The sequence below is a fragment of the Nocardia sp. NPDC004068 genome (assembly GCF_042874315.1).
GTDB lineage: Bacteria > Actinomycetota > Actinomycetes > Mycobacteriales > Mycobacteriaceae > Nocardia.
Genome location: NZ_JBIAMW010000022.1, coordinates 1 through 21973 on the forward strand (window position 1 = coordinate 1; position 21973 = coordinate 21973).

General features: G+C 66.4%; 22 protein-coding genes. 14 read left to right on the top strand and 8 right to left on the bottom strand.

The features are described from left to right. Positions 1–675: 675 nt before the first annotated feature. Both ACFYTQ_RS35160 and ACFYTQ_RS35165 read right to left on the bottom strand, forming a co-directional pair. Positions 676–1164 carry a GNAT family N-acetyltransferase gene (locus ACFYTQ_RS35160; RefSeq protein WP_387370251.1) on the bottom strand — a complete coding sequence of 163 codons (489 nt, stop codon included), beginning with the start codon at positions 1162–1164 and terminating at the stop codon, positions 676–678. Further along, on the bottom strand, positions 1161–4238 hold the full coding sequence (locus ACFYTQ_RS35165) for an orotidine 5'-phosphate decarboxylase / HUMPS family protein (RefSeq protein WP_387370254.1): 3078 nt from the start codon (positions 4236–4238) through the stop codon (positions 1161–1163). Before ACFYTQ_RS35165 ends, ACFYTQ_RS35160 begins: the two co-directional genes overlap by 4 nt. A 498-nt stretch (positions 4239–4736) precedes the next feature. Here ACFYTQ_RS35165 and ACFYTQ_RS35170 point away from each other — a divergent pair, with 498 nt between their 5' ends. The 6 genes from ACFYTQ_RS35170 to ACFYTQ_RS35195 are packed head-to-tail and all read left to right on the top strand — an operon-like array spanning position 4737 to position 10364. Continuing rightward, positions 4737–5597, top strand: a complete 861-nt coding sequence (locus ACFYTQ_RS35170; protein ID WP_387370256.1) for a sugar phosphate isomerase/epimerase family protein — start codon at positions 4737–4739, stop codon at positions 5595–5597. Next, positions 5594–6529: a Gfo/Idh/MocA family protein gene (locus ACFYTQ_RS35175; RefSeq protein ID WP_387370259.1), complete on the top strand. Its 936-nt coding sequence runs from the start codon at positions 5594–5596 to the stop codon at positions 6527–6529. Before ACFYTQ_RS35170 ends, ACFYTQ_RS35175 begins: the two co-directional genes overlap by 4 nt. After that, positions 6477–7703 (top strand): methionine adenosyltransferase, encoded by a 1227-nt coding sequence (locus ACFYTQ_RS35180; RefSeq protein WP_387370262.1) that lies wholly within the window; start codon positions 6477–6479, stop codon positions 7701–7703. Before ACFYTQ_RS35175 ends, ACFYTQ_RS35180 begins: the two co-directional genes overlap by 53 nt. After that, positions 7697–8590 carry a hypothetical protein gene (locus ACFYTQ_RS35185; protein ID WP_387370265.1) on the top strand — a complete coding sequence of 298 codons (894 nt, stop codon included), beginning with the start codon at positions 7697–7699 and terminating at the stop codon, positions 8588–8590. Before ACFYTQ_RS35180 ends, ACFYTQ_RS35185 begins: the two co-directional genes overlap by 7 nt. Then, on the top strand, positions 8587–9639 hold the full coding sequence (locus ACFYTQ_RS35190) for a hypothetical protein (protein ID WP_387370267.1): 1053 nt from the start codon (positions 8587–8589) through the stop codon (positions 9637–9639). Before ACFYTQ_RS35185 ends, ACFYTQ_RS35190 begins: the two co-directional genes overlap by 4 nt. Further along, positions 9636–10364 carry a coenzyme F420-0:L-glutamate ligase gene (locus tag ACFYTQ_RS35195; RefSeq protein WP_387370269.1) on the top strand — a complete coding sequence of 243 codons (729 nt, stop codon included), beginning with the start codon at positions 9636–9638 and terminating at the stop codon, positions 10362–10364. Before ACFYTQ_RS35190 ends, ACFYTQ_RS35195 begins: the two co-directional genes overlap by 4 nt. An 82-nt stretch (positions 10365–10446) precedes the next feature. Here the strand turns inward: ACFYTQ_RS35195 and ACFYTQ_RS35200 are convergent, their stop codons facing one another. Both ACFYTQ_RS35200 and ACFYTQ_RS35205 read right to left on the bottom strand, forming a co-directional pair. Continuing rightward, a complete protein-coding gene (locus tag ACFYTQ_RS35200) occupies positions 10447–10650 on the bottom strand; it encodes a DUF397 domain-containing protein (protein ID WP_387370271.1) in 204 nt (67 codons plus the stop codon). Then, the gene (locus ACFYTQ_RS35205) at positions 10650–11549 is read right to left on the bottom strand and encodes a helix-turn-helix domain-containing protein (protein ID WP_387370274.1); all 900 of its coding nucleotides are present in this window, start codon (positions 11547–11549) and stop codon (positions 10650–10652) included. Before ACFYTQ_RS35205 ends, ACFYTQ_RS35200 begins: the two co-directional genes overlap by 1 nt. A gap of 728 nt (positions 11550–12277) precedes the next feature. Between ACFYTQ_RS35205 and ACFYTQ_RS35210 the strand changes: the two genes are divergently transcribed. The 6 genes from ACFYTQ_RS35210 to ACFYTQ_RS35235 all read left to right on the top strand — a co-directional run bounded on the left by ACFYTQ_RS35210 (position 12278) and on the right by ACFYTQ_RS35235 (position 16716). After that, the gene (locus ACFYTQ_RS35210; protein WP_387370276.1) at positions 12278–12751 is read left to right on the top strand and encodes a hypothetical protein; all 474 of its coding nucleotides are present in this window, start codon (positions 12278–12280) and stop codon (positions 12749–12751) included. A gap of 3 nt (positions 12752–12754) precedes the next feature. Further along, positions 12755–13213 (top strand): DUF4254 domain-containing protein, encoded by a 459-nt coding sequence (locus ACFYTQ_RS35215; protein WP_387370279.1) that lies wholly within the window; start codon positions 12755–12757, stop codon positions 13211–13213. A 169-nt stretch (positions 13214–13382) separates the two neighbouring features. Beyond that, positions 13383–13706, top strand: coding sequence for a replication-relaxation family protein (locus tag ACFYTQ_RS35220; protein ID WP_387370282.1), 324 nt, complete (start codon positions 13383–13385; stop codon positions 13704–13706). A 169-nt stretch (positions 13707–13875) separates the two neighbouring features. After that, positions 13876–14814 carry a nucleoside hydrolase gene (locus ACFYTQ_RS35225; RefSeq protein WP_387370285.1) on the top strand — a complete coding sequence of 313 codons (939 nt, stop codon included), beginning with the start codon at positions 13876–13878 and terminating at the stop codon, positions 14812–14814. A 340-nt stretch (positions 14815–15154) separates the two neighbouring features. Then, a complete protein-coding gene (locus ACFYTQ_RS35230) occupies positions 15155–15790 on the top strand; it encodes a hypothetical protein (RefSeq protein WP_387370287.1) in 636 nt (211 codons plus the stop codon). A gap of 83 nt (positions 15791–15873) precedes the next feature. Continuing rightward, positions 15874–16716, top strand: a complete 843-nt coding sequence (locus tag ACFYTQ_RS35235) for a helix-turn-helix domain-containing protein (protein ID WP_387370289.1) — start codon at positions 15874–15876, stop codon at positions 16714–16716. A gap of 336 nt (positions 16717–17052) precedes the next feature. On the opposite strand, the gene ACFYTQ_RS35240 is transcribed toward ACFYTQ_RS35235, so the two are convergent. Genes ACFYTQ_RS35240 through ACFYTQ_RS35255 form a run of 4 tightly spaced genes read right to left on the bottom strand, consistent with a single transcriptional unit; the run spans position 17053 to position 19332 of the window. Continuing rightward, the gene (locus tag ACFYTQ_RS35240) at positions 17053–17595 is read right to left on the bottom strand and encodes a hypothetical protein (RefSeq protein WP_387370292.1); all 543 of its coding nucleotides are present in this window, start codon (positions 17593–17595) and stop codon (positions 17053–17055) included. Continuing rightward, on the bottom strand, positions 17592–18434 hold the full coding sequence (locus tag ACFYTQ_RS35245; RefSeq protein WP_387370295.1) for a hypothetical protein: 843 nt from the start codon (positions 18432–18434) through the stop codon (positions 17592–17594). Before ACFYTQ_RS35245 ends, ACFYTQ_RS35240 begins: the two co-directional genes overlap by 4 nt. Further along, positions 18434–18748 carry a hypothetical protein gene (locus tag ACFYTQ_RS35250; RefSeq protein WP_387370298.1) on the bottom strand — a complete coding sequence of 105 codons (315 nt, stop codon included), beginning with the start codon at positions 18746–18748 and terminating at the stop codon, positions 18434–18436. The genes ACFYTQ_RS35245 and ACFYTQ_RS35250 overlap by 1 nt, the downstream gene beginning before the upstream one ends. Next, positions 18748–19332, bottom strand: coding sequence for a hypothetical protein (locus ACFYTQ_RS35255; RefSeq protein WP_387370300.1), 585 nt, complete (start codon positions 19330–19332; stop codon positions 18748–18750). Before ACFYTQ_RS35255 ends, ACFYTQ_RS35250 begins: the two co-directional genes overlap by 1 nt. Before the next feature lie 626 nt (positions 19333–19958). Between ACFYTQ_RS35255 and ACFYTQ_RS35260 the strand changes: the two genes are divergently transcribed. Together ACFYTQ_RS35260 and ACFYTQ_RS35265 are read left to right on the top strand one after the other, a co-directional pair. Continuing rightward, positions 19959–20912: an ISL3 family transposase gene (locus ACFYTQ_RS35260; RefSeq protein WP_387370302.1), complete on the top strand. Its 954-nt coding sequence runs from the start codon at positions 19959–19961 to the stop codon at positions 20910–20912. Next, positions 20899–21408: a transposase gene (locus ACFYTQ_RS35265; protein WP_387370305.1), complete on the top strand. Its 510-nt coding sequence runs from the start codon at positions 20899–20901 to the stop codon at positions 21406–21408. Before ACFYTQ_RS35260 ends, ACFYTQ_RS35265 begins: the two co-directional genes overlap by 14 nt. The last annotated feature ends 565 nt before the right edge of the window (positions 21409–21973 follow it).

Genomic DNA, 21973 nt, shown 5'->3' on the forward strand with positions numbered 1-21973 from the left:
CACCGACCAGGAGGAAACCACCCCAGCACTGACCGCCTGACCGAACAGGATCACGCGGCAATCACCCCGTTACACCACCCGTTTGGACTTGACCGGAACGAAAACCCGATCGCACCCGCCTGCGGCCGCTTGCTGTGGCGCAGGTACACGTCATGCTCCGACGGTTCCGGCCGACTGGGATGCGTTCGTTCGTTGTCGAGGATCTCTCGCCAGCTCGGGGTTAACTCTTCGACTTACCTCACGGGAAGGGAGTACGGAAGACGGTAGTAGGAGGGGCTTTACATGAATCGAACACCACAACCGGCCCAGCAGCCACGACGACACCGCTGCCACCGCCGAACCCCTACACCCTCCGCGGAAGTACCCGACTTAGGTGCCTGGGCACGTCGCATCCGAGAGGACCACCAGCTCCCGCGCGCCCCACGGAGCCGTCCGCCTCCGCATCGGCACCGACCTGCTCAAGAAGATCGAGACCGGCAAAACACCATGCAAGAAGCGGTGTCGATGATCACCACCGCACCCGCATCGGCGGCGGCCATGCCTATGACTATGCCGCCCAGTTCCCGCGCGTGCGGGGCCGACAGCCTCCGGCTCCAAACGAGTACACGCACGACGGTCGCGCGAGATTGGGCTCCGGCCGCCGCGTCAACCTGCACTCCCGGCTGCGTGGGCGACTCAGTCCCTGTACGCCAACCGCAGTTCGTACACCGCCCTGCTGCGACCGGGTCCTTTGAAATCGGTGGTGACCCAGATCCCGTCGACTTGGTGATCTCCGGGAAGGTTAGTGAAGCCGAGCGCAGTCCAACTGGCATGTGCCGCTTCGTTTTCCGGCTCCGAGGTCAGGTACAGCCGCGCGCAATCCCACTTCTCCGCCTGCGTCTGCACGCTGCGCAGTAGTGCTCGGGTGATCCCCCGTCGCCGGTGGGCGGGATGAATCATGACGTCTTGCACGTACACATCCGCGGGATCGTCCTGGCTGCGGAAGGCGATCACCGCGCCGGTGATCGTGCCATCGTGACCGAGGGCGACCGGGCAGGTCGAGGAGAACAGGGCGGCATAGAGCCAGTAGTCGGACAGGCCGCGGGCGCGGATGAAGGGCTCGCCGAGTTCCATCAGATGGTGGACTTCGTCGATGTGCGCGGTCTGCAACGGTGTGATGATCACTGGCTCTCCTCGGCGCGGATCTTTCGGATGAGACTGGATAGTTCGTGCGCGATGTCGCTGGGCGAGACGGCGTCGGCGATGCTTCGGCCGACGATCGCGATGTCCCAATCAGTGCTCGCGATGAGGGCGTCGTCGGCGGTGCTGAATCCTCCGGATACGGCGACCGGTAACTGGCTGCAACTGCGAATGGTTTTGGCGGTGGCGAGCGGGTGATTGCTGCCGACACCGAGGTCGATGTTGGTGGTGACGACGAACCCGTCGACGCCGGTGCGTTCCATGTCGCGCAGCCACGCGGCGTGGACATGCTGGGGTGGTACGTCGAGGACGAGCGCGACTTCCAGGCGGCGGGCGGCGGCGACTGCGGCGGACACGCTGGCGATGGATGCCGGTCCGATGAGCAGCACGACATCGGCACCTGCTTCGGCTGCGAGTTCGACTTGGTCGCGTCCCCAGTCGGCCGACATCATTTCCGCGACCACCGTCGTATTCGGTGCGGTCCGTCTGATGGCCGTGATCGCTTCGACGCCTGTTCTCTTGATGAGCGGGTCGCCGACTTCGAGGAAATCGACGTCGGCGTCGACGGCTGCTCGTGTGAGGTGGAGTGCGCGATCGAGCGAGTGGACGTCGAGGGCGATCTGAAGGGCGCGTCGACCGCGGCGACGCCGGAATCGTTCGCGCACAGTGCTTCCCGCCGGAGGAGATGCGTGTCGCTGCGCGACCGCGCGCGCTTCTCGTGCGGTGAGCCAGTCCGAGGAGGATTCGCCTCGAGTAGTGAGGAAGCGCTCGGTCTCGGCGGGAAGCTCGAGCCAGCCGGATCGGACTTCTCGCAACACTCCGAACAGGGCGACATCAGCTGAGGCCGGTGTGTCGGGGCCGCGCCCGATGTTGAGTAGTCGAATCCTCGCCAGCAGCTTCGCGGTCGAGGATGGGGGGTTCGTCCAGCTCGCGTCTCTGGAGACGATGCCGATCACGGTGTCGGCCATCGGTGGATCCGGCAGCGGCGCCTTCGTACCGGTCAGCACGCCCAGCAGAGTTCGTTCGCGCACGTGCCAATTGCGGTCGGTGAGCAGTACCTGCAAGTAGTTCCGCACCAAGGGGGCGTCGAGGACTCCGATTGATCGAGCGACGGCCGCTCGCACTTTGTAGTCGTCGTCGCGGACGAGATGGTCGACGATTCGGTTTGCGCGGGCGCGGCCGAGCTCGCCTCCTCTCAGCAGTGATTCGGCCAGACCGGCGCGTACCCGCCAGTCCAGATGGACGAGCAGCCGCTGGAGGAGATCCTCCTCGTCGTGGGCAGTGTTGGAGAACAGGTCGAAGTGGCGGGCGACGAACACCGCGTCCTCGGCGCGGTCGAGGTCCATGCCGTCGAGGAGGCGGGTGCTGATTCTGACATCGAGAGTCTGTTCGACGTGGTGGGCGAGGTCGCCCCAGAGTTCCGAACCGTAGGTGCGCAGCTGTCCGACAACCCATGGCGCGTACCGATCATCAAGGGCCGCAGGGAGATTCGGGCTGGCGAGCAATGCTCGGCTCAGCTGTTTGGTGGCGATTTGGGCGCATCGTTGGGCGCTGGTCCGATAGACATCGGCCGAGACCGGCACTCCCTGAGCGGCCGACGTCTCCAGCAGTATGGGCAGCGTCGTATCCAGCGCGATCGACGGGGCCAGGGCGATCGCGTCGAGGAGGTTCGGCGCAGCGGAACCGAGCGCGTAGACGACGAAATCGAAAAGTCCTCGCGCTGAGGCGGATTCAGTGGCACGGGAGGCCAGCTCGTTGAAGACGGCGACTGTAGCCGCCGACCGTCCCCGCATCTTCACCTCATCGACGATACGAATCGCGAGGAAGTACTCGCGAAAGATGTCGTGGGTGAACCGTGCGCTTCCATCCGATGCCTGCTCTACGAAGGCGAGATCGAAACCGAAACTATCTGCGAGTAAACCGGTTTCGGAACCGGAGCGGGTCAGCAGTGGCTCGGGGACGGCGTCGGGAGTGAGGTCGCACGCTATCCGGGCGAGGTGCTCGATGGTGGTGTCGGTGGGCAGCGCGCTGCGGTTGAGCAGTGTCCGGACGCAGTGGTCGACGAGCGGGAACACACCGTTGCCTCGATCCAGTCCGGTGTCGCCTTGTCCTGTGGTGAGAAGCATCTGCATGTACAGCGGAGTCCGCGCCAATGCCTGGACCGGTTCGGGCAAAGCGGTGAACGGTATCTCGTTGTCGCGCAAGCGATCCCACAGTTGGCGGGCCTCGGCGAGGTCCCACGGCCTCATCGTGTAGGAAGGTGCCGCCGTCGTGCTCGCCTGATCGAAGGTGACCGCGGCCAGCACCGGGAAGGGCGAGAGGTCGAGTTGGAGTGGCGTTCTCGCCACCAGGAGGAACCGGAGGTGGCTCGACTCGACTTGGCGCAGAAGGCTGTCGACGTGGCGTCCGATGGCGTCGAGCTGCTGCTCGGAGTCGATGCCGTCGATGACGATCACGCAGGGTTGATCGAGAGAGCGCGATGCGTTCTCCACATTCAACAGGGGGTCGTCTTTGCTGCTCATCGAGGCGTACCGGAGGACTTCGGCGGCGAGTTCCACCGAGGCGGTTCCCCACGATGCGCAGGTGTGGAGTTGGAAGGCGACGCGTTCTGACCAGCGTTCCGCGAAGTACTGGGTAAGCCGAGTTTTGCCGGTGCCTGCCGGGCCGGCGAGCACGAAGACCCTGGCGTGGGACTCCAGGAATTGCCGGAAGCGGTCGAACGCCGCTTCATCCGGAAGATACCCGGTTTCGGTGAAATCTGTTCTGACAGTCCGCAGGAGCACCGCGGTTCGCTCCCTCGACCGCTCAGCGAAAGGCTCCGGCTCCGCGCCAAGGGGATGGTCGTTGTGCGTCATCTCTGTCGGGGCTGGGCCTGCCGGGTTGTTGGTCTGCAGGAGGAGCCGGAACCGATTCACCACCTCTGATCCAGCGTGCTCGAGGTCGGCATCGAGAAGCTGTTGGGTGTCATATCGCAGTCTCGCCGCGGTTCCCCGCCGCTCCCAGTTCGATACGGCGGCGTCGTTTACTCCGAGGTGGGCGGCGAACTCCCGCACGCTCATTCGCTTGGCCTCACGCAGGGCACGTGCCTCTCGGCCCGTCCAGCGAGCCACTACCGACCCCATGGCGTCGAATCATTCCATCCGGGAACCGTTGCTGTCGCACACCGCAGCCCGTCCACACAGCGCAAGTCTCGGACAGAACTAGGGCATCACCCCATGTTCGTCACCCAGGGAGCCGTGACAGCGTGAATTCACCTCCCCCAATCAAGCGGGCATCCCTGACCACACAGGTACTCGTCGGCGCTGACGCCTACGAGAGTTACACCCGCGCAACCCCTATCGAAAGGAGGTCTGTCCACGTCCTATGTCCGAGACGACCACATGGCGCTCCCGCACTGACGTCCGCCCGTGTTACGCGGACACAGCGAGGTTGGGCCACAGGACATTTGAACGGCGAACAGCGCCGCGGACACGCGCCCGGATTCATCAGGCTCCCGCATCGGGATGCGCGAGTCCTCGGAACAGGGCGCGTAGCGCGGGCTTGGAAGGAGAGGATCGATGGCGACTGCTCGCTCGGCTCCGATGCTCGTGCTGAATCCGGACGAACTTGGCACCGACCCGAGGGTGGGTATGGACTTGGCGGTGCGGTTGGGAATCGGCCATCTGGAGATCCGCACCGTGGCGGGTGCCAACGCGATTACGGTTGCGCCGGAGCAGATTCGGCGTGTCCGGGCTTGGGCCGACGAGCGTGGGTTGCAGGTGGCGGCGTTGGCGTCGCCGCTGTGGAAGTGGTGCCGCCCGGAAGCGACGCCGGGGCGGATGGACAGCTTCGGGTTCCCCACTCGAGTCCCTGGCGCGGACCGGTTGGGGTGGGTCGAGCGTGCGATCGAGACGGCCGTGGTTCTGGGAGCGCCAGTGGTGCGGGTGTTCTCGCATCTGCGGGTCGAGCCGCAGATGACCGAGCGGTTCGACGGTGATCCGTTGCTCGATGACGCGTTATGCCTGGCGGTGGAGGCCGGGGTGACGCTGTTGCTCGAGAACGAACCCGTGTGCACGGTCGCGCACACGGAATCGTTGGTGGAGATCCTGGATCGCTACCACGAGCAGGGCTTGGGGTTGTGGCTCGACATCGCGAATCTGCATGAGGTTGGACAGGCCACCGTCGAGGCCGTGCGTGCCTTGGCGCCGTACGTGCGGTATGTGCACGTGAAGGATTACCGGTTCGACGCCGACGGCACCAGGCTGTTCTGCGCGGCCGGGACAGGTGTGGTCCCCTACGGCGAGGTGCTGGCGGTGCTGGACGGCCTTGGCGAGCGGCTGCCGTATGGGTTGGAGACTCACGTGCGTAAGTCTGCCGCCGAGGCGCTGGCCGCGGGCGCGACGTTCCTTCGAGCCGCGGTGGCGGGGAGGCCGGAGTGAAGCGGGTTCTGCTGATCGGCGCGGGCGAGGTCGGCCTCAAACATCTGTCCGTCCTCACCGCGACTGCGGGGGTCGAAGTGGTGGGTGTGGCTGATCCCGCACCGGGACAGGGGGTTCCGGGCGGGCTGCCGCTGTTCGAGTCGTGGCGGGCGGCGCTCACAGTGGTGTCGGCGGATCTGGTGGTGGTGGCGACGCCCCCGGGGATCGCGCTGGTGGCAGCGCGGGACGCGGCGGCGACCGGCGCCGCGGTGATCGTCGAGAAACCAGCCACCCTCACCGCGGCCGATCTGGAGCCTCGTGTGGGTGACGAGCGGGTCTTCGTGGCCTTTCAGCCGCATTTCGCGCCCGGTCTGGATCTGCTGCTCGCCGGGCCGGGGCGGGTGGTGGGTGCGGAGGTGTCGCTGGCGGTGCGCCGCGATCATGCCTATTTCCGTGGGTGGCGGCGGCGGTTCGCCACCGCGGGCGGGGTGCTGCATCAACAGGCGATCCACGGTTTGACGCTGGCGCTGCGGCTCATCCCGGGCGGAGTCGAGTCGGCGGATGCGCGCGTCATCCATCACCGGGGCTTCGCCGACACCGAGGACCATGTCCTCGCCTCGATCGTCCTCGCCGGAGGACGGACCGTGTCGGTGGACGCGTGCGTCGACTACCCCGGTTCGCCGTTCCACGAGGTCGTCCTGCAATACGACGATGGACGGCGCGTGCGGGTGCGGGGCCGCAACCTCGAGGCTGGTGTCGGCGCGATCAGCGACGCACCGACCCACCAGCAGTTACGCCGCCGCCTCTACACCGAGGTCCTCGCTGCTGCCGCGGGCCACCCGGTTCACCCGTGCCTGTTCCCGCTGTCGGCGCTGCGGCGCCCGTTGGAGGTGATCGACCATGTCTACCGCCATGCCTGCGTCATCCGCGCCGCGAGTACCGCTGGCGCATGACCTGCCCGTCGAGGTCGTCGAACGCAAGGGTGTCGGGCACCCCGACACCCTTGCCGACGCGATCGCCGAGCTCGCCTCGATCCGCTACAGCCAGCACTGTCTGTCCGTGGCGGGCGCGGTGCTGCACCACAACCTGGACAAGGTCGCTGTGCTGGGTGGCCGGGCGGTGTTCACCGACAGCGACGGAGCCTACGACCGGCCGCTGCGGGTCGTCTTCGGCGGCCGGATGTCCCTCAGCTTCGCCGGTCGGCCGTTGCCGGTGCGGGAGATCCTCGAACAGACCGCCGTCGACCAGCTCCGCACCGCGTTGCCCGGGTTCGACAGGGTCTGTGTGGAGTTCCGGCACGAAACCACCGATTCCAGCAAATTCTCGCATTGGTTCGCGCCGCGCTCACTGGCCGACCTGCCCGAGCGGCCCCGCGCGTTCTCCAACGACACCGCCTACCTCGTCGGCGCCGCACCCCGCACCGCGGCCGAGACCATCACCCTGCTCACCGAGGCGTTCTTCCGCCAATTCCCTTGGGCGGGAAGCGATATCAAGGCTCTCACCGTCCGCAGCGGACGAGAGTGGACGGTGACGGTGTGCGTGCCCGCCCTCGCCGGACACCTGCAGACCGCGACGGAGTTCGACGACGCCGTCACCGCCGCCGCCGCACAGCTGGCCGCGCTGCTGGAGCAGCGGCTGGCAGGCCGGGTGACGCTGGTGTGCAACACGCGCGGCAGCCGGATCGGCCCACTGTCCGGGCAGTACTTCACACTGTCGGGCTCGGCGGTGGACTACGGCGAGGACGGCCTCGTCGGACGCGGCAACGCCCGCACCGGAGTGATCAGCGGCGGCCACAGCGCGGGTAACGAGGCGACGTTCGGGAAGAACCCCGTCTACCACGTCGGCAAGGTCGGCGGCTGGCTCGCCGACACCGCCGCCACCACCGTCGCCAGCAGGTTCGGACCCTGCCGGATCGGACTGCTGTGGCGCAACGGCGCACCCTACGACCAGCCCGCCTCGATGCAGATCACCGCCCCTACCGCGCCGCCGGGCGACGCCGAGGACCTGGTGCGCGCCACCCTGGCCCGCACCGACTGGCTCGAAGACCTGCTGACCGGGCGCTACCTACCGCGAATCGAACCCTTCGACACGCTCCTCGACGAACTCGACCCGGTGATCGAATGCTGACCCGATACCTCACCACCGGCCACGTGTCCGCCCCCATCACCTTGCCCACCCACACCGACACCACCGCCGCCCGCCGAACCGACCGCTACCTGCCCGGCGGCTGGTCACTCCACGACGACTCCGTCCACCCGAGCCCAGCCGCCGTCACCATCACCCTCGGCGCCGCCGAGATCACCAGCGACCGCGACACCGTCCACGTCCGATTGTCGACCACCGCCGCACGCACCGAGACCCTGGCCTACGTCACCTACACCGCGCTCGAACGCGTCCGTCAGCAGCAGCACCGGGTCACCGTGCACGCCAACGCCCTGCACACCCCCGCCGGACAGGCAGTGCTGCTGCTCGGCGCGAAAAGCTCCGGGAAAACAACCACATCCCTGGCTCTGGCCGCGCGCGGCTGGTGCCACGCCGGGGACGACCTGGTCGTCCTGGGTGATGACGACCGCAGCGACGGGCACGGCAACGTGACGGTGTGGCCGGGCAAACCCACCGCCGCCGTGCGCGACCCGCACCAGCCCCTCGCCCCCAAACCTCAGCACCCTCTCACCCCGTTCGCCACCAGGCCCGCACCGCTGACGTGGATCGTGCGCCTGGCCGTGCACCCCGCCCTCACGACTTCCGCGCTGACCGGAGCGGCACCGGTCTCTGTGAACGAGCGGCTTCGGCTGCACGAGAACCTGGCCCGCTACATCTCAGGCATACCCACCCCGATCAGCGGCCTCACCGGCACTCCGTACGGAACTGTGTGGCCCCTCGACACTCCCGCGCTGGCCCGCTGGCGCAGTCGGCTGCTCACCCGACTGCTCACCTGCCGATTCGACTACCTCCACGCCCCCGACCCCGACCACGCCGCCGACCTCCTCACCCAGCGAGCCGACGCCGCATGACCCTCACCGCGATCCTGCCCAGCCGCAACGAAGCCGCCACCATCACCACCGTCACCGAAGCCATCGACACCGCCCTCAGCCACGACACGGCCGTCATCGTGCTGGCCGACTCCTCCGACGCCCCCGACACCAGCCACCGGTTCCTCGGCACCGTCACGCGGGCGGCGACGGTGCCGCTGACCGGTCTGTTCCGCGGCAAGGGCGCCCAAATCCTCGCCGCGGCTCGCCGACCAGAAACAGGTGCCGCCGATGCGGTGTTGATCGCCGACACCGATACCCGCAACCCCGAACCCGCGCTCTACCGCACGCTCATCGAACGCGTGCGCGACGGTGCGGCCATCGCGATCGCCGACTACCCGCGCCACTGGGACGAGGCCAACCTCACCAACCACCTCGCCCGACCGCTCATCGCCGCCACCACCGGACACGACATCCCCCAACCCCTCGCCGGCGACCTCGCCCTCTCCCACCACGCCCTGACCGCCGCCCTCCACGCCGCCGACACCTTGCCCACCGACCTCACAATCAGCGCCGCCGGATACGGCATCGACTCCCTGCTTCTGCTGATCGCCGCCACGACCGGTCCCGTCGCCACCGTGCGGGTCGAAGAACCGAAACAACACGCCGCATCCTTCCCCCACCTACCCGCCATCTACCAGCAAGCCGTCCCCATGCTGCTGCACCTGTGCGCCAACTGGCCCCACCCACCCGCCGCGCCCGAAACCCCGCGACCCCGCTACCGCACCGCCCACCGCGAACTGTCCGCCGCCCGACTGCACGCCATGACCACCACGCTCGACACATTCACCCCACACCCTCACAGCGAACAGTCTTGGCCGGAATCGCTCGAACAGGCGTGGCGCACCGTGCGCTCCGGCGCATCGGCATCCGACGCCGCCCGCAAGCTCTGGCCGCACTACCTACGCCGCGTCCGCGACTGGCTCACCCGCGGCCAGTACCTCACGCCCCGCGAGCGGGCCGATACGCTCGCTGCTGCTCACACCCGACTCCACGCCCTCCTCCGCACCTCCCCAGGAGCCCATCGTTGACCGCCGCACCCACCTCCAGGTTCACCGGCTTCGCGCTGGAACCCTTCCCCGAAATCCAGCCCGGCGACAACCTCGCTGACTCCATCATCGACGTCCTCGCCGCGACCGGCACCGACCTGATCGACGGCGACATCGTCGTCGTCGCGAGCAAAGCAGTCTCGATCGCCGAACACCGCTACATCGAGCTGGCCACCATCACCCCCACCCCCCGCGCGGAGGAACTCGCCGCCGCGACCGGGAAACCCGCCCCACTCGTGCAGCTCATCCTCGACAACTCCATCGACTACTTCCTCGCCACCGACCGCGGCCCCATCATCGCCACCCACACCCTCGGCTACCAACTCACCTCCGCCGGAATCGACCGCGCAGGAACCACCGGTGCCTGGCTGCTGCCCGCCGACCCCGACACCTCCGCCCGCACCCTGCGCGACGCCCTGACCACCGCAACCGGCGCCACCATCGCCGTGATCATCGCCGACTCCGACGGCCGTGCCGACCGCCGCGGCGCCACGGTCATCTCCCTCGGCGCCGCCGGTATCACCCCCCTGCGCGTCACCGAACACCACGGCAAACGTCAAGAAGAGACCTTCACCGACCTCATCGCCGCCGCTGCAGGCATCATCCTCGGCCAGCGCGGCCGAGGCGCACCCATCGCCATCCTGCGCGGCATCGCCTACACAGCCACTGACGAGGGCATAGCCGCCATCCTTCGCCACAAGCCATGACCTGCTCGTCACCTGAGCCTGACGAAACCCATCACGCTGCTGCTGACGGTACGAGATGAGGATGTTGGGGGCTGGTACGGGCCTATGGGCAGTTGAACTTTCCGTTGGCCACGCCAGTGGTAAAAGCGTCCCACTCCTCGGGCCCGAAGATCAGGCTCTCACCGGTGAGATTCTTTGAGTCGCGGACGCCAACATGACCGCCGTCGAGGTGGGCGATCTCCACGCAGGTGCTCGCATCCCGGCTGTAACTGCTTTTGTACCAGGTCACCCCGTCTGGGTCGGCCATCACACGTACTCCTTCGCGATCTTGAGGATGAGCGCTCGGCTTTTGGCCTGACTCAGCGCCGCCTTCTCGATGGCGGCATAGGCTACACGGTACTGGTGCACGTCCGATTCGTCGGCAATGTACTGCGCCGCTGTGAAGCCTTCGATGAAGACCAGCGGGGGCTCCACGATGCCGCCGACCTTCTCGGAGGGGAAGTCCATGATTGTGAACGAGCCAGTTTCCAGACCCACGTGCGCGGCGTCCTGAGGCACCACCCGAATGTTCACGTTCCGCTGCGTCGCAAGCCTCGCCAGGTGCGTCAGTTGCTCGACCTGGACCTCTGCCCCTCCGATACCGATGCGTCGGATGACCGACTCTTCCAAAATAGCCTGCAGCTGGAACCGCTCCGACGGCTCGGTGAGCCTGCGTTGCCGTTCGCCGAGGAGTGCCATCCGCCGATCCAGGACGTCTTGGGGAAGATCGGGGTGGATGGTGTGGGACAACGACCGCCGATACGCCGGGGTTTGCAGCAAGCCCGGCAGCAGGGCTGACTGGAACGTCGAAACGAATCGCGCAGATTGCTCCAACCCCACGAACGCTTCGAAGTCCGACGGGACTGCCTGCCTGTAGCCCTGCCACAGGTTGGGCATCTTCGCATCCTTGAGCAGCGCGAGCATATGATCCGTGACTTCGGTCGGCGCGCCGTACAGCTCGCATAGCGCGGTCAGCGTGCGTCGACTCAAGCGTCCGATGTGACCGCTTTCATAGCGCCACAAGGTGTTTGCGCCTATTTCAAGTGCAGCAGCCGCAGCATCTCGGCTCATCTTGGGCCGGGTCTTCTCTCGCATCTCGCGTAGCCCTCGGCCAAGCTGTCGTCCCGCGAACGTCGAGCTCAGACCCGACTCGTTCTCGTCAGTCACCGATTACCCCTCGTTAGCGTTGCTATTGTAAACCACTCCGATTGGAGTAAATTTATTTTAGCATCATGTCAACTGGAATACTCCAACTCCGGGTATTGTCAGCGCTATCGCCGACCGAACCTCATGGGCCGACGTCTTACGAATCGGATGATCAAGGGGAACACCGATGTCCGTGCGCACGCCGCTGGGCCACCTGCAATGGCCGGGACCGAACTATGTCACTAGGCATTCGCGGTTGCCCACGCGCCGTTCTCGCCGGTTTCCTCGTCACATTCAAAGTCTGTTCATTCACCGAAATTGTGTTGCCGGTCAGGGACATACACCTCACGCATTCGGCGTTCGCTCCCAGGCGCTGATGATCAGAGAGGAAATGGGATGAGACTGGAGCATTCCGGAGCCGACACGGGTAGATCCGAACTTCCGCCAGGCGATGCCTTGAGGCAGAGCGGAAGGACCGGACAGCTGGCCCGCAGCGTCGGCCAGGGCAGATGGGTGGTGAGATTCCTCCCCGGTCGCACTCTGTCGCAGGAACAAGCCCAGGCCGCGATGCGAGTCGCTGGCGCGCTGGACACCCTTCGCGAGGACGCGGCGGTATTAGGGCTAACCGTGCTCGAACTGGTCGGGCTGGCCACCATGGAAAACTTGCCGTCGCGTTTGTGGTCATTCGGTGAAAAGACCGTACCCGCTGCCGATTCGGGACAGACCGCCGTTCGACGGAAGGTCTCGTAATGTTCGAGAGCTGTCACACCGCGAGCGAGGTCGCGATCGTGTATCGGCGGATGGGATTCCCCACGGTCGCCTGCGATTTCGACCGAGTATCCCTGATCGCCACCCCGGCGCTGGGCGCTGTGGTGATGTCCCGCGCGCTGGGGCCGCGGATTTGGACACGGTTGATGACCGATCACGAGCGCAGCTCGGCGCCGATCGTGACCTACCCGCGCCCGAACGCGGACTGGGTGTTCATCGTCACCGCGAACCGGGGGCGTCCGTTCGCGCGGAGCACGCGGGATGCCCTCGCGGCACGCGGAGTGCGGATACTCGATGCCGGGCAACGGATCTGGTTGCCGATGAGCGATCACGCGACCGGCTGGCACTGGGTATCACCGCCCATCAAGGGCATGCCGCTGCCCTTACGCAGCACGGTGCTCGCGCTCGTCTGTGAGCAACTCCGTCCGCTCCCCGCTCGATGCGAGAGCAGGTGAACCATGAACCTCATCTCGCATGATTCACCGCCGCACGTGCCGCCCTCCGCGGAGGAACTGTGCGCGGCGATCCGCGGGCACCATATCGGTGAGCACCCAGTCCTCGCACTCGCCGCCGAGTTCGGCACCCTGTATCAGACGATGCAAGCGTCCTGCACGCACCAGTGCTGTTGCCCGAGAGTGGAATTGGTGCTCGCCGTGGATACGTGGGCGGCTGACCACCTGCCGGTGCCGTGCGGCGGCGCGCGGATGCACACCGAGTCCCTCGGCGCGGTGATCGACCGGCTGGCCCGCCTGCAGGTCCACGCCTACCACCTGTTGATGACAGCGGACCTCACCCAGGACCCGCAGGTGCACGCGGCCTGGTACCGGCTGGCGGAACTGGTCGAAGGCTACACCGACCTCACCACCGAACTCACCCGCCGATCACTACGCCTCCCCGCGCTCGGTGACGGCGGCTGAGCGGCAAACCGAGCCCCCCGAGCCAGAACATGCCCACCCCCGGGCATATGCCAGGTCATGCGAGTTCGGCTGTCGCAGCGAGGGCCTCTGTGCCGCAACGGGCTTCGGTGGCCGCCTGGCCCAGCGGCGTCTCCGATGAACGAACAATCGAGTGAAAGGTGTTGTGGCAATGCCTGTTTCGAATCGCGGGTGGGGTCTGCGCGGTTTGTCGCCGCCGCAGGTGAAGGCGGTGGTGGCGTTGGGCCGCGCGCACGGACCGCAGACGCTCGACCAGGTGGTGAACACGACACGCAACCGGTGTCGGTCGGCGGTGCGGCGCACGCTCGACCGATTGGTGGAGCGGGGGCTGGCGACGCGCTGGGTGCGGCCCGGCCCCGGCGTGGGCAACGACCCCCACCGATGGGTGCTCACCGATGCCGGACGCGACCTGCAGCGAGCCCTCAGCGTCGAGTTGGCCGCCCAGGCAGCCCGCCGACGAGGACACCGCCGCTGAACAACACCGAACACGGAACCGAACCCACCACCGCACATCGCCGCTGATATCCGCTCCTCTGCCCGCAGGCGACCGCCACTCATCACCCTCCGGCCTCAAGCCCGCAAAGACGCACTCACTCAACGCATCTCGTTTCCATCTGCTCGCTGAACCCGAAGGAGAACCGGTAATGGCAACCCCCGTCGACAAGCTCGATCATCGTTCCCGTCGACCGGAACCCGATGAGGATGGTTTGGTCGTACTCAACACCGACATCGCTTACGACCCTGATAATTTCGTCGCGATGGTGATCGCCGCGCGGCTGGTCCCGGTGGGGCAGCTGGCCGTGGTCACCTCCGACGAGGTCGGTGGCCTGCGGGCCCGCTTCGCGCGCCGTGTGCTCGACGCGATGGGCCGCGGCGAGGTGCCGGTCATCGAGGGCATCGACCTCGGCGGCACCCGCCGCTACCTGCCCGACCCCGGCCAGCGGATCCCCGACTACATCCGGCCTCTGCCCGACGAGAACGAAGACCGCCGTCACCGGATGACCGACGCCCTCCTCCACCTCGTCGCGTCGGCCCGAGGCCCCGTGCGGTGGGTGGGGTGTGGTCCGATGTCGGAGCTGGCGGTGCTGTTCACCACGGCACCGGAATACGCCGACCAGCTGATCGTCACCCAGATGGGCGGCTGGCTCACCGGGTACAGAAACCCGGCACGCGCCTCGCACAACTTCGCCACCGACGTCGGCTCTGCCGGTCTAGCCTTGCGGGTCCTGCCGCGCCCGAGGCTGGTGCTGTCCGACCACACCAACCACCCCGCGATCCGCGTCACCGAGGACTGGGAACTCATCCACACCCTCGCCGCCGACTCCGCCCCCGACTGGGCCCGATGGCTGTCCACCCACTTCCACCGCTGGTTCACGCGCAAAGGCGGCTCCTGGATGCATGATCCGCTCACCCTCTCCGCGGCCCTCGGCTATCCGTTCGTCCGGTTCGCCGACGAACTCATTGACATCGGTGACGACGCCCGCCTCTACCGCGATCCGTGCGGACGCCCCATGCAGGTGTCCACCGACGTCGCCTACGAACCATTCCTGGAATGGATGCAGTCGGTGGTGCTGTCCTGGTGACCTCCTCCAGGGCATATTCCGCCACCGGGCCGACAAACGAGGGGCCACGAACACATAGGAGCCTCAACACAATTGGGCTCGCGCCCGTGATTCGGACGCTGAACTCCAGTCGGCCCCAACCCGTTTCGTGTTCCCCGCGCGGCGTGCCCGGACCACATCGAGAGGAGGTGAGCAGCGTGCGCGGACCCGAAGACGACACCGAGGAGCAGTAACCCCAACGCGCCCTTCCGAAGGGGATAAGGGCGCACAAGGGATTCGGCATCGGTGGTGCTCGCGCGGGCCTGTAACGCTGCGACGGCTTCAGCGCGAGCATCACCGCACCACCGGGGAGACCTTCGTCATGACCTTGTCCGACGTCGTCGCCGACGCCTGTGAGCACGCCGTGCGGTACCGGCTCGACCACGATCTCCACGCCCGCGTCGACGCCCACAACCTGATCAGCGCCGAAGCGGGCCTCATCGACGCGATCCAGATGTCGGAAACCCTCGCCGACCATGTCCATGCCGAACTCACCCGCCGCCAGTTGCACACGCCCGCGGTTCGCAACGTCCACACCGGCGCTGTCACTTTCCTGACCGCTCCCGCTGGCCCAGGCGATGGTCGGCCGATCGCGATCCTCGACGCGCACCCCCGGATCTCCGCGATCCGCACCGTACGAGGAGCACCCATCGCGCTCCCCGGCCCCGCCGACGACGCTCACATATGGCAGACCGAACCGACCGGCCACGAACTGCTGAACTTCGACGTTCTGCTGTCCATCACCGTGAGCACGGGTATACGGCTCGGAGCCCTACCACGGACCGGTTCCGCTCCGCGCTCACCCACCAGCAACGCGCTCGCGGGCACGCAGGTGCCCCGGTCCATCCAGCCAGCTGGTTCACCGACGAACAGCACTACCCCGGTGAGGCTCGGATTTCGCACCGGAAGCGGATGGGCTGGCGCACCCCCGACGCACCAGCCCGACACCCGGGCCTGATGCCACCGCGACTCGCCAGTCGCGGACCCACGACTGGCCTTCCCGACCGAAAAAACAACCATGCGAAGACACAAGGAGAATGAATGCCTGCGGAAGGTTCGACATTCGCGCGACGCGCCCTCGGACAGCAACTGCGCACGTTGCGGGAGAGGGCGGAGGTAAGCCAGGCAGCGGCCGCCCGCGTCCTCGGAATCTCCCCCCAAACCATGGGCCGACTCGAAGAAGGCCTGTCGGCACGCTCGGCCAGCGACCTCTACATGAACACCCTGTGCAACCTCTACCACGTCTCGGACAAGGAGCGGCAACTGATCCTGGCCCTGGCCCACGAAACACGCGTCACCGCCAAATGGGGCGGCGGCTGGTGGCGACCGCACCTCGACCGGGACATCACCGACTTCGACCCCTACGCCGCACTGGAACACCAAGCCACCCGCCTCACCGCGTGGGCGGTCATCCGCCTGCCCGTCCTCGTCCGCACCCCCGACTACAGCCGCGCCGTCGCCTGGACCGACACCCCCAACGCCCCCACCCACCACACCGAGGAACGCGTCCACCGCGAACTGAAACGCCAAGCCCGCCTTGACGATCCGGACTTCACCGCCGAGATCATCCTGTCGGAGGCCGCGCTGCGTGAGGAATGGGGCGGCCCCGCCGTCATGGCCGAACAACGCCAACACCTCACCGAACTCGGGCAGCGCCCCAACATCTCGATCCGGGTCGTTCCATTCACCACCCGCAACCACATCGGAGCATCGCTCGGGTCGTTCTCGCTCCTAGAATTCCCGATGATGCCCAAATCCCGCATGACCCAACCACCGATCGTCCACATCGAAGAACACGTCGGCGACCTCTACCTCGAACGCTCCAAAGAGGTCGCCCGCTACACATCCGCGATCACCGAACTTCGACGGCTGGCATCGGCATAGCACCTGACGGCGACGGCGCGGCGGGGTGCATGACCGCCGCGCAGAGTCGCAAACGACGCCGGGGGATGACGGTCTCCGGCCACCACGAACACGAAGTCGAGGATGAGAAACGCTCGGCTCGTTCACTCGCCCTCTGATGCACCAGACCCTTCGCTCCCGCGGCAGGGCTGGTGCCCGCGTGGTCGCGACGGGCTGCCGGGCCCGCACGCGTGAAGGGACGAATCCCGGATCCTACACAGACAGTTCAGGTTTCGCGTCTCGGTTACCGGGCGACCTACCTTGTAGCTCGCCTGCGATGTCGGAGCAAGAAGACTCGCGCAGGGAGGTTCGGACGCGCTAGTTGGTGAGTGTGCGGAGGGCGTTTACGAGTGTTTGAGCGCCCGTTCTCAGGGTTGCGTCGTCGGTGGAATCCTTCGCGTAGTAACCCAATTCGCCGTCCCAGCCTTGAAACGAGGCAGCCAGGGTGATCGGCGACTGTGAGTCGGGGGCACCGGAGGAAGGAACCGGTTCGATGAACTCGGTGACCGCGACGTTGTCGATCCGCACGGTACGCCCAGCCCTGCGTCCGGTGCTGGTCGACGGGGCGGCAGCCGAGGAATATCGGAGGATGATGTTGCCGAGATAGCGTTTGTCCTCGGTCTGATACGTGCATCCGCCGATGGTGCCGATCTCGGCTGTCAACGGCCGAAGATCGGACGTCGCCACAACGTTCGCGACGTGAAACCGCTCCGCGAAGAAAGGTTTCGGGAGATCGCACAGCTCCTGCATCGAATGCATGCTAGGTTTCGGCTCTTGTTCGTTCATGTTGTCCTTGTTTTGGCATCCAGCGACGAACAGAAGCAGCAGCGACGCGAAAAGGATGAATTTGCGGCGTGTCATGTCGCTTGCCACTCCACTCCCGGCGCGTCCAGATTGAAGGACTTTGCCATGGACTGCGGCCAATGGTTACCGTAAAACCCTTTCGGATTGTCCATGGCGCTGACGATATCGCCGATGTTTCTCTTTTGAACGAGCAGCGCGTTGCCGAATTTCGTGAGGTAGTCGACCGAATCTTTGATGGTGTCGCCGAGCAGATCGATGCAGTCGGAAATCCCCCACGGTGCCTCGATACCGCTGGAGATCTTGATCAGCGCGGCACCGAAGTGGACCAGGAATTCGGTCAGCTCGCTCACGAGGTCGGTGTAGAGCTGCCAGGAGGTGTTGGAGACATCGGCCAGGGCCTTGCGGAGGGTGTCGCAGGTCGCCTTCGCCGAGTCCATGGCCGTGTCCTGCAAGGTGCGGGCGGCGCCGTACTTGGCGGCGGCCGCGCCCTGCCAGTAGCCGAGCAGATTGCCGTTGGCGACCTCGTTGTTCTGCGCTTGCCCGATCTTGCCTTTGAGGGCCAGCCAGTCCTCGCTGGCCTGCAAGAAGGCCACCGGAGCCCTCATGCCCTCAATGGCGTCGTGCAGGGCCTGCAACAACTCTTTGATCTTGTTCTTGATCTGCTCCTTGTGGTCCTGCATGTACCCGGAGAAATCGTCTTTGGTGATCGCCCCGTACGCCCCGCCGAGCACGGCGCCGAGGCCGGGGATGATCGAATTGCCTTCGGACGCCGCCATCGCGATCGCGGCCTGATCGAAGGCGTGATCCACTTTGGCGGGCTGCTCCTTGACCGACTCGATCTGGTCGGCGAACTGCTGCAAGACCGTGTTGAGCTGATCGATGGTCGTGTCAACCATTACGGTGCCTCATCCAGTTTGATCAGCACATCGGCGAAGTCCTGATCCTGTTCCTGATACACCCTCGCAACGTGGGCGAGAACGTCCTGCATCGCCGCGGTCTCATCGCGGCCCTCGATCAACCGATCATGCATGTACTGCGCCGCCTGCACCTGCGCGTTCCAGGTCTCCTGAAACATAGCCCACACCACCTCCTTATGGCTGTACTGAATGCTCTGCGCCTTCGACGCGGCCTCGCCGAGGGCCGCCGAGGCGTGCCCCCACGCCCGCGACGCGGCCACCAACTGGTTCAGATCCGCCGAGAAATTCACCATCACAGATTCCTTGCAAGATAGCTCCGGTACTCGCTCAACTCGTCCTCGAGTTCGTCATCGCTGCGCTGCGCCCACGACCCGCCCTCGTGAAACCGCGGCCGCGCCCGGCGAATCCGGTCCGCGCACTCCACGATGTCGGCACCGATATACGACGGCAGCACCGACCGCGCCCACCGCGGATCGATCTCGATCGCACCGACCCGCGACAACGACGCCCTCACCGTCACCGACGCAACCCCGAACTCGGTGACCGGACCCCGCCCCACGAACTCCGCCCGCCCCCGCACCGCCCGCTCCACCGCCTCGAACTCCGCCCGAGAACCGGTATCCAGCAACGTGATCATCTCCGCCCGCCGCGACGGCCGCGCCGACAACTCCGCGAACCCACCCCGCGCGATGACCGGCGCGTCGTGCTCCCACAACGCCACCAGATAGCCGGTCATCGCCGCCGCCGAAAACTCCCCCGGATCCCCGTAGTCGTGCAACCTCCGACTGACCTCGACCTCCACCGGAAGACGGCCCTCGTCCAAACGCATCCGGAACCATCCGACACCCACCCACCGAGCGGCCAACTGCTCACTCACCCTGCTGTCCCCCTCTGTGGTCCGCTCCAACGCGGAACATCGAAACTTTCCTTCCCAACCGATCAACATAGCCCCGCACACGACCCAGCGCGCGGCATCACGGCACTGCGCTCCCCCTGACCGAGCCCCTGACGCAGTCACCTTCAGGACGATCGCGGCAAAGTGATCGCGATCCCGACCACGGGGCCGCGATCCCTCCGGAATGGGTTCGATGCTCGTTGGCGTTCCCGGTGCAGCTCTCATTTCGCCTGCAAGACAGAGATTTTGCAGTGAATCCACCGCCAGAAACACCCCTCCCCTCGAAGTCGAGGCGCAAGGGAGGGAACCGGCCGGGGCCGCGTCGAATCACGTGTGAGGGTCGGTCCACGGGGACCGCCCGTGTCAACGGTCATCGGGGAACTGGGTCTGGCCGGATTTTGATGATCGGCGCGTGTCGATCCCTATGGTGCGCAGGCGGATCGGATATAGACGCAGTTCGTGGTGTTGGATGGTGTCGCGAAACATGTTGTGAGCCTTCTCTTTCCGCATCTATCGGCGGTTCGTCTCGATGACGTGTCAGTGATGGCTGGTCGCATCGTGTTCGATGCGTCGACCTGCGGTTCTTCGGCTGTTTGCACGCGGTGCGGGTGTCGCTCGTCGGTGGTGCCACCCGTTACCGGCGCACGCTCGTGGACCTGGCCGTTGTGGGCCGGGAAGTGGTGATCCGGCTGATGGTGCGCCGGTTTCGGTGCGAGGCTGCTCACTGCGAGCGCTGGATCTTCTCCGAGCAGGTCGCAGGGCTGGCTGCTCGGTATCAGCGGCGCAGTCCGTTGGTGGCCGAGTTACTCACGCGGGTCGGGCTGGCGCTGGGTGGTCGGCCCGGTGCGAGGATGGCCAGGCAGCGGGCGGTGGAGGTGTCGCGTTCAACGTTGTTGGGGCTCGTGCGGGCGATCCGGCTGCCGGTGGTCGGTGAGCTGGTGGAGGTCGGTGTCGACGATTGGGCCATCCGCCGCGGACATGTCTACGGCACGGTGGTGATCGATATGCGTACTCACCGGCCGGTCGACCTGCTGCCGGAACGGACCTCCGACGCCCTTGCCGCCTGGCTGGCTCAACATCCCGGCATTCGCGTCGTGTGTCGCGATCGCGGCGGTCCGTATGCTGATGGTGCCAGTCGCGGTGCGCCGCAAGCGATTCAAGTCGCGGACAGGTGGCATTTGCTCCACAATCTGACCGTCGCGGTCGACAAAGTTGTTCGCGCGCACCGTAAATGCCTGCGCGAGGACGACGAACACGCAGCGGTCGCCCAACCCGCCCCGGCGTCGGCGGGCCGGACACCGGCATCCGCACGGCGAGAAGCGGCTACCCGGCAACGCCATGCCGAGATCCACGCGCTGGTCGCCAAGGGCGTCGGCCCGACCGCGATCGCGAAAGCACTGAATCTGGACGGTAAGACCGTGCGCCGCTATCGGCTGGCCGGCACTACCGACCAGCTACTCACTGCGGGTCCCACGACGTGGCAGCGCGCTCGACCCGCACCTGCCCTACCTCGCCCGACGATGGGAAGACGGCTGCAGCAACGCTCGGTTGCTGTTCGGTGAGCTGCGCCAGCGGGGCTTCCGAGGCAGCGAACGCTCGGTCCGCCGACTCATCCACACCTGGCGCGAGAACACCGCCCCGGCGCCGGTCTGGACGGCGAAACCACCGATCACCGCCCGCCAGCTCACCAGCCTGTTCATGCGACCCCGACACAAACTCACCACCGACGAACTCGCCGATCTGCAGCACGCCCTCGACCACTGCGACACCCTGCGCGAGCTCGAGGCGCTGGTCACGGGCTTCGCCCAGATGCTGCGCCACCGCCGCGGTCAGCAACTCGACGACTGGATCAACCAGGCCAAGGCCAGCAGCATCCCGCAGCTGCGCGGCTTCGCCGACGGGCTGCTCAAGGACTACGACGCCGTCCGCAACGGACTCACCCTGCCCTGGAGCAGTGGCGCTGTCGAAGGAGCCGTCTGCCGGATCAAGGCATACAAGAGAAGCATGTACGGACGCGCCAATTTCGATCTCCTCCGCACCCGCGTCCTCGCTCAATAAGCCTGGCCCATCATCAAATTCCGGCCAGATCCAGCTTCTCATGGCCACTGACATGTGTGATCGGCTCGTCGTCAATTGCGCACGGGCGCTTGGCAGTTCCATTTTGTCGCGAGTGTTCTGGTCTTGGACCAGCGACGGTCCTGTGCCGACGACGCGGCATGAGCATGTGGTGGATCGCCGACGGTCGGCGGCTGGGGCCCGTGCGGCGCGGCTGTCCGCGGATGGTCTCTCTGCGCTCTTCAGCTCCGAAGCCTGAGCCGGGGCGCGAACGTCGAAGAGGAGAAGCGTAAACCTGTCAAACGCGCCGCGAAACGGCACCGGTCGTACGTGTCATCGGTCGGCGCGGTGCGGCCTCGCGGTTGGGGGTGGCTGTTCGGCGTCGTTGGATGTGTCCGGTGGGTGTGCTGGCGGGGTGGCATCGGGTGTAGTGGGTGCGGTGGAGGTGTCGGGCGGAGGGCGTGTCGAGCCATGCGGTGGTGTAGCTGCATCGCCCGCAGCGGATGCGTACGAGTTTCGGTCGTCGTTGGCGCCGGTGCAGGGTGAGGATCAACGCCAGGAGGATCGC

Excerpts from the sequence above, each read along its gene's own strand:
- ACFYTQ_RS35165 (WP_387370254.1), bottom strand. The coding sequence starts at position 4,238 with ATGAGCGTGCGGGAGTTCGCCGCCCACCTCGGAGTAAACGACGCCGCC.
- ACFYTQ_RS35170 (WP_387370256.1), top strand. The coding sequence starts at position 4,737 with ATGGCGACTGCTCGCTCGGCTCCGATGCTCGTGCTGAATCCGGACGAA.
- ACFYTQ_RS35180 (WP_387370262.1), top strand. The coding sequence starts at position 6,477 with ATGTCTACCGCCATGCCTGCGTCATCCGCGCCGCGAGTACCGCTGGCG.
- ACFYTQ_RS35185 (WP_387370265.1), top strand. The coding sequence starts at position 7,697 with ATGCTGACCCGATACCTCACCACCGGCCACGTGTCCGCCCCCATCACC.
- ACFYTQ_RS35190 (WP_387370267.1), top strand. The coding sequence starts at position 8,587 with ATGACCCTCACCGCGATCCTGCCCAGCCGCAACGAAGCCGCCACCATC.
- ACFYTQ_RS35200 (WP_387370271.1), bottom strand. The coding sequence starts at position 10,650 with ATGGCCGACCCAGACGGGGTGACCTGGTACAAAAGCAGTTACAGCCGG.
- ACFYTQ_RS35210 (WP_387370276.1), top strand. The coding sequence starts at position 12,278 with ATGTTCGAGAGCTGTCACACCGCGAGCGAGGTCGCGATCGTGTATCGG.
- ACFYTQ_RS35215 (WP_387370279.1), top strand. The coding sequence starts at position 12,755 with ATGAACCTCATCTCGCATGATTCACCGCCGCACGTGCCGCCCTCCGCG.
- ACFYTQ_RS35220 (WP_387370282.1), top strand. The coding sequence starts at position 13,383 with ATGCCTGTTTCGAATCGCGGGTGGGGTCTGCGCGGTTTGTCGCCGCCG.
- ACFYTQ_RS35225 (WP_387370285.1), top strand. The coding sequence starts at position 13,876 with ATGGCAACCCCCGTCGACAAGCTCGATCATCGTTCCCGTCGACCGGAA.
- ACFYTQ_RS35230 (WP_387370287.1), top strand. The coding sequence starts at position 15,155 with ATGACCTTGTCCGACGTCGTCGCCGACGCCTGTGAGCACGCCGTGCGG.
- ACFYTQ_RS35235 (WP_387370289.1), top strand. The coding sequence starts at position 15,874 with ATGCCTGCGGAAGGTTCGACATTCGCGCGACGCGCCCTCGGACAGCAA.
- ACFYTQ_RS35240 (WP_387370292.1), bottom strand. The coding sequence starts at position 17,595 with ATGACACGCCGCAAATTCATCCTTTTCGCGTCGCTGCTGCTTCTGTTC.
- ACFYTQ_RS35245 (WP_387370295.1), bottom strand. The coding sequence starts at position 18,434 with ATGGTTGACACGACCATCGATCAGCTCAACACGGTCTTGCAGCAGTTC.
- ACFYTQ_RS35250 (WP_387370298.1), bottom strand. The coding sequence starts at position 18,748 with ATGGTGAATTTCTCGGCGGATCTGAACCAGTTGGTGGCCGCGTCGCGG.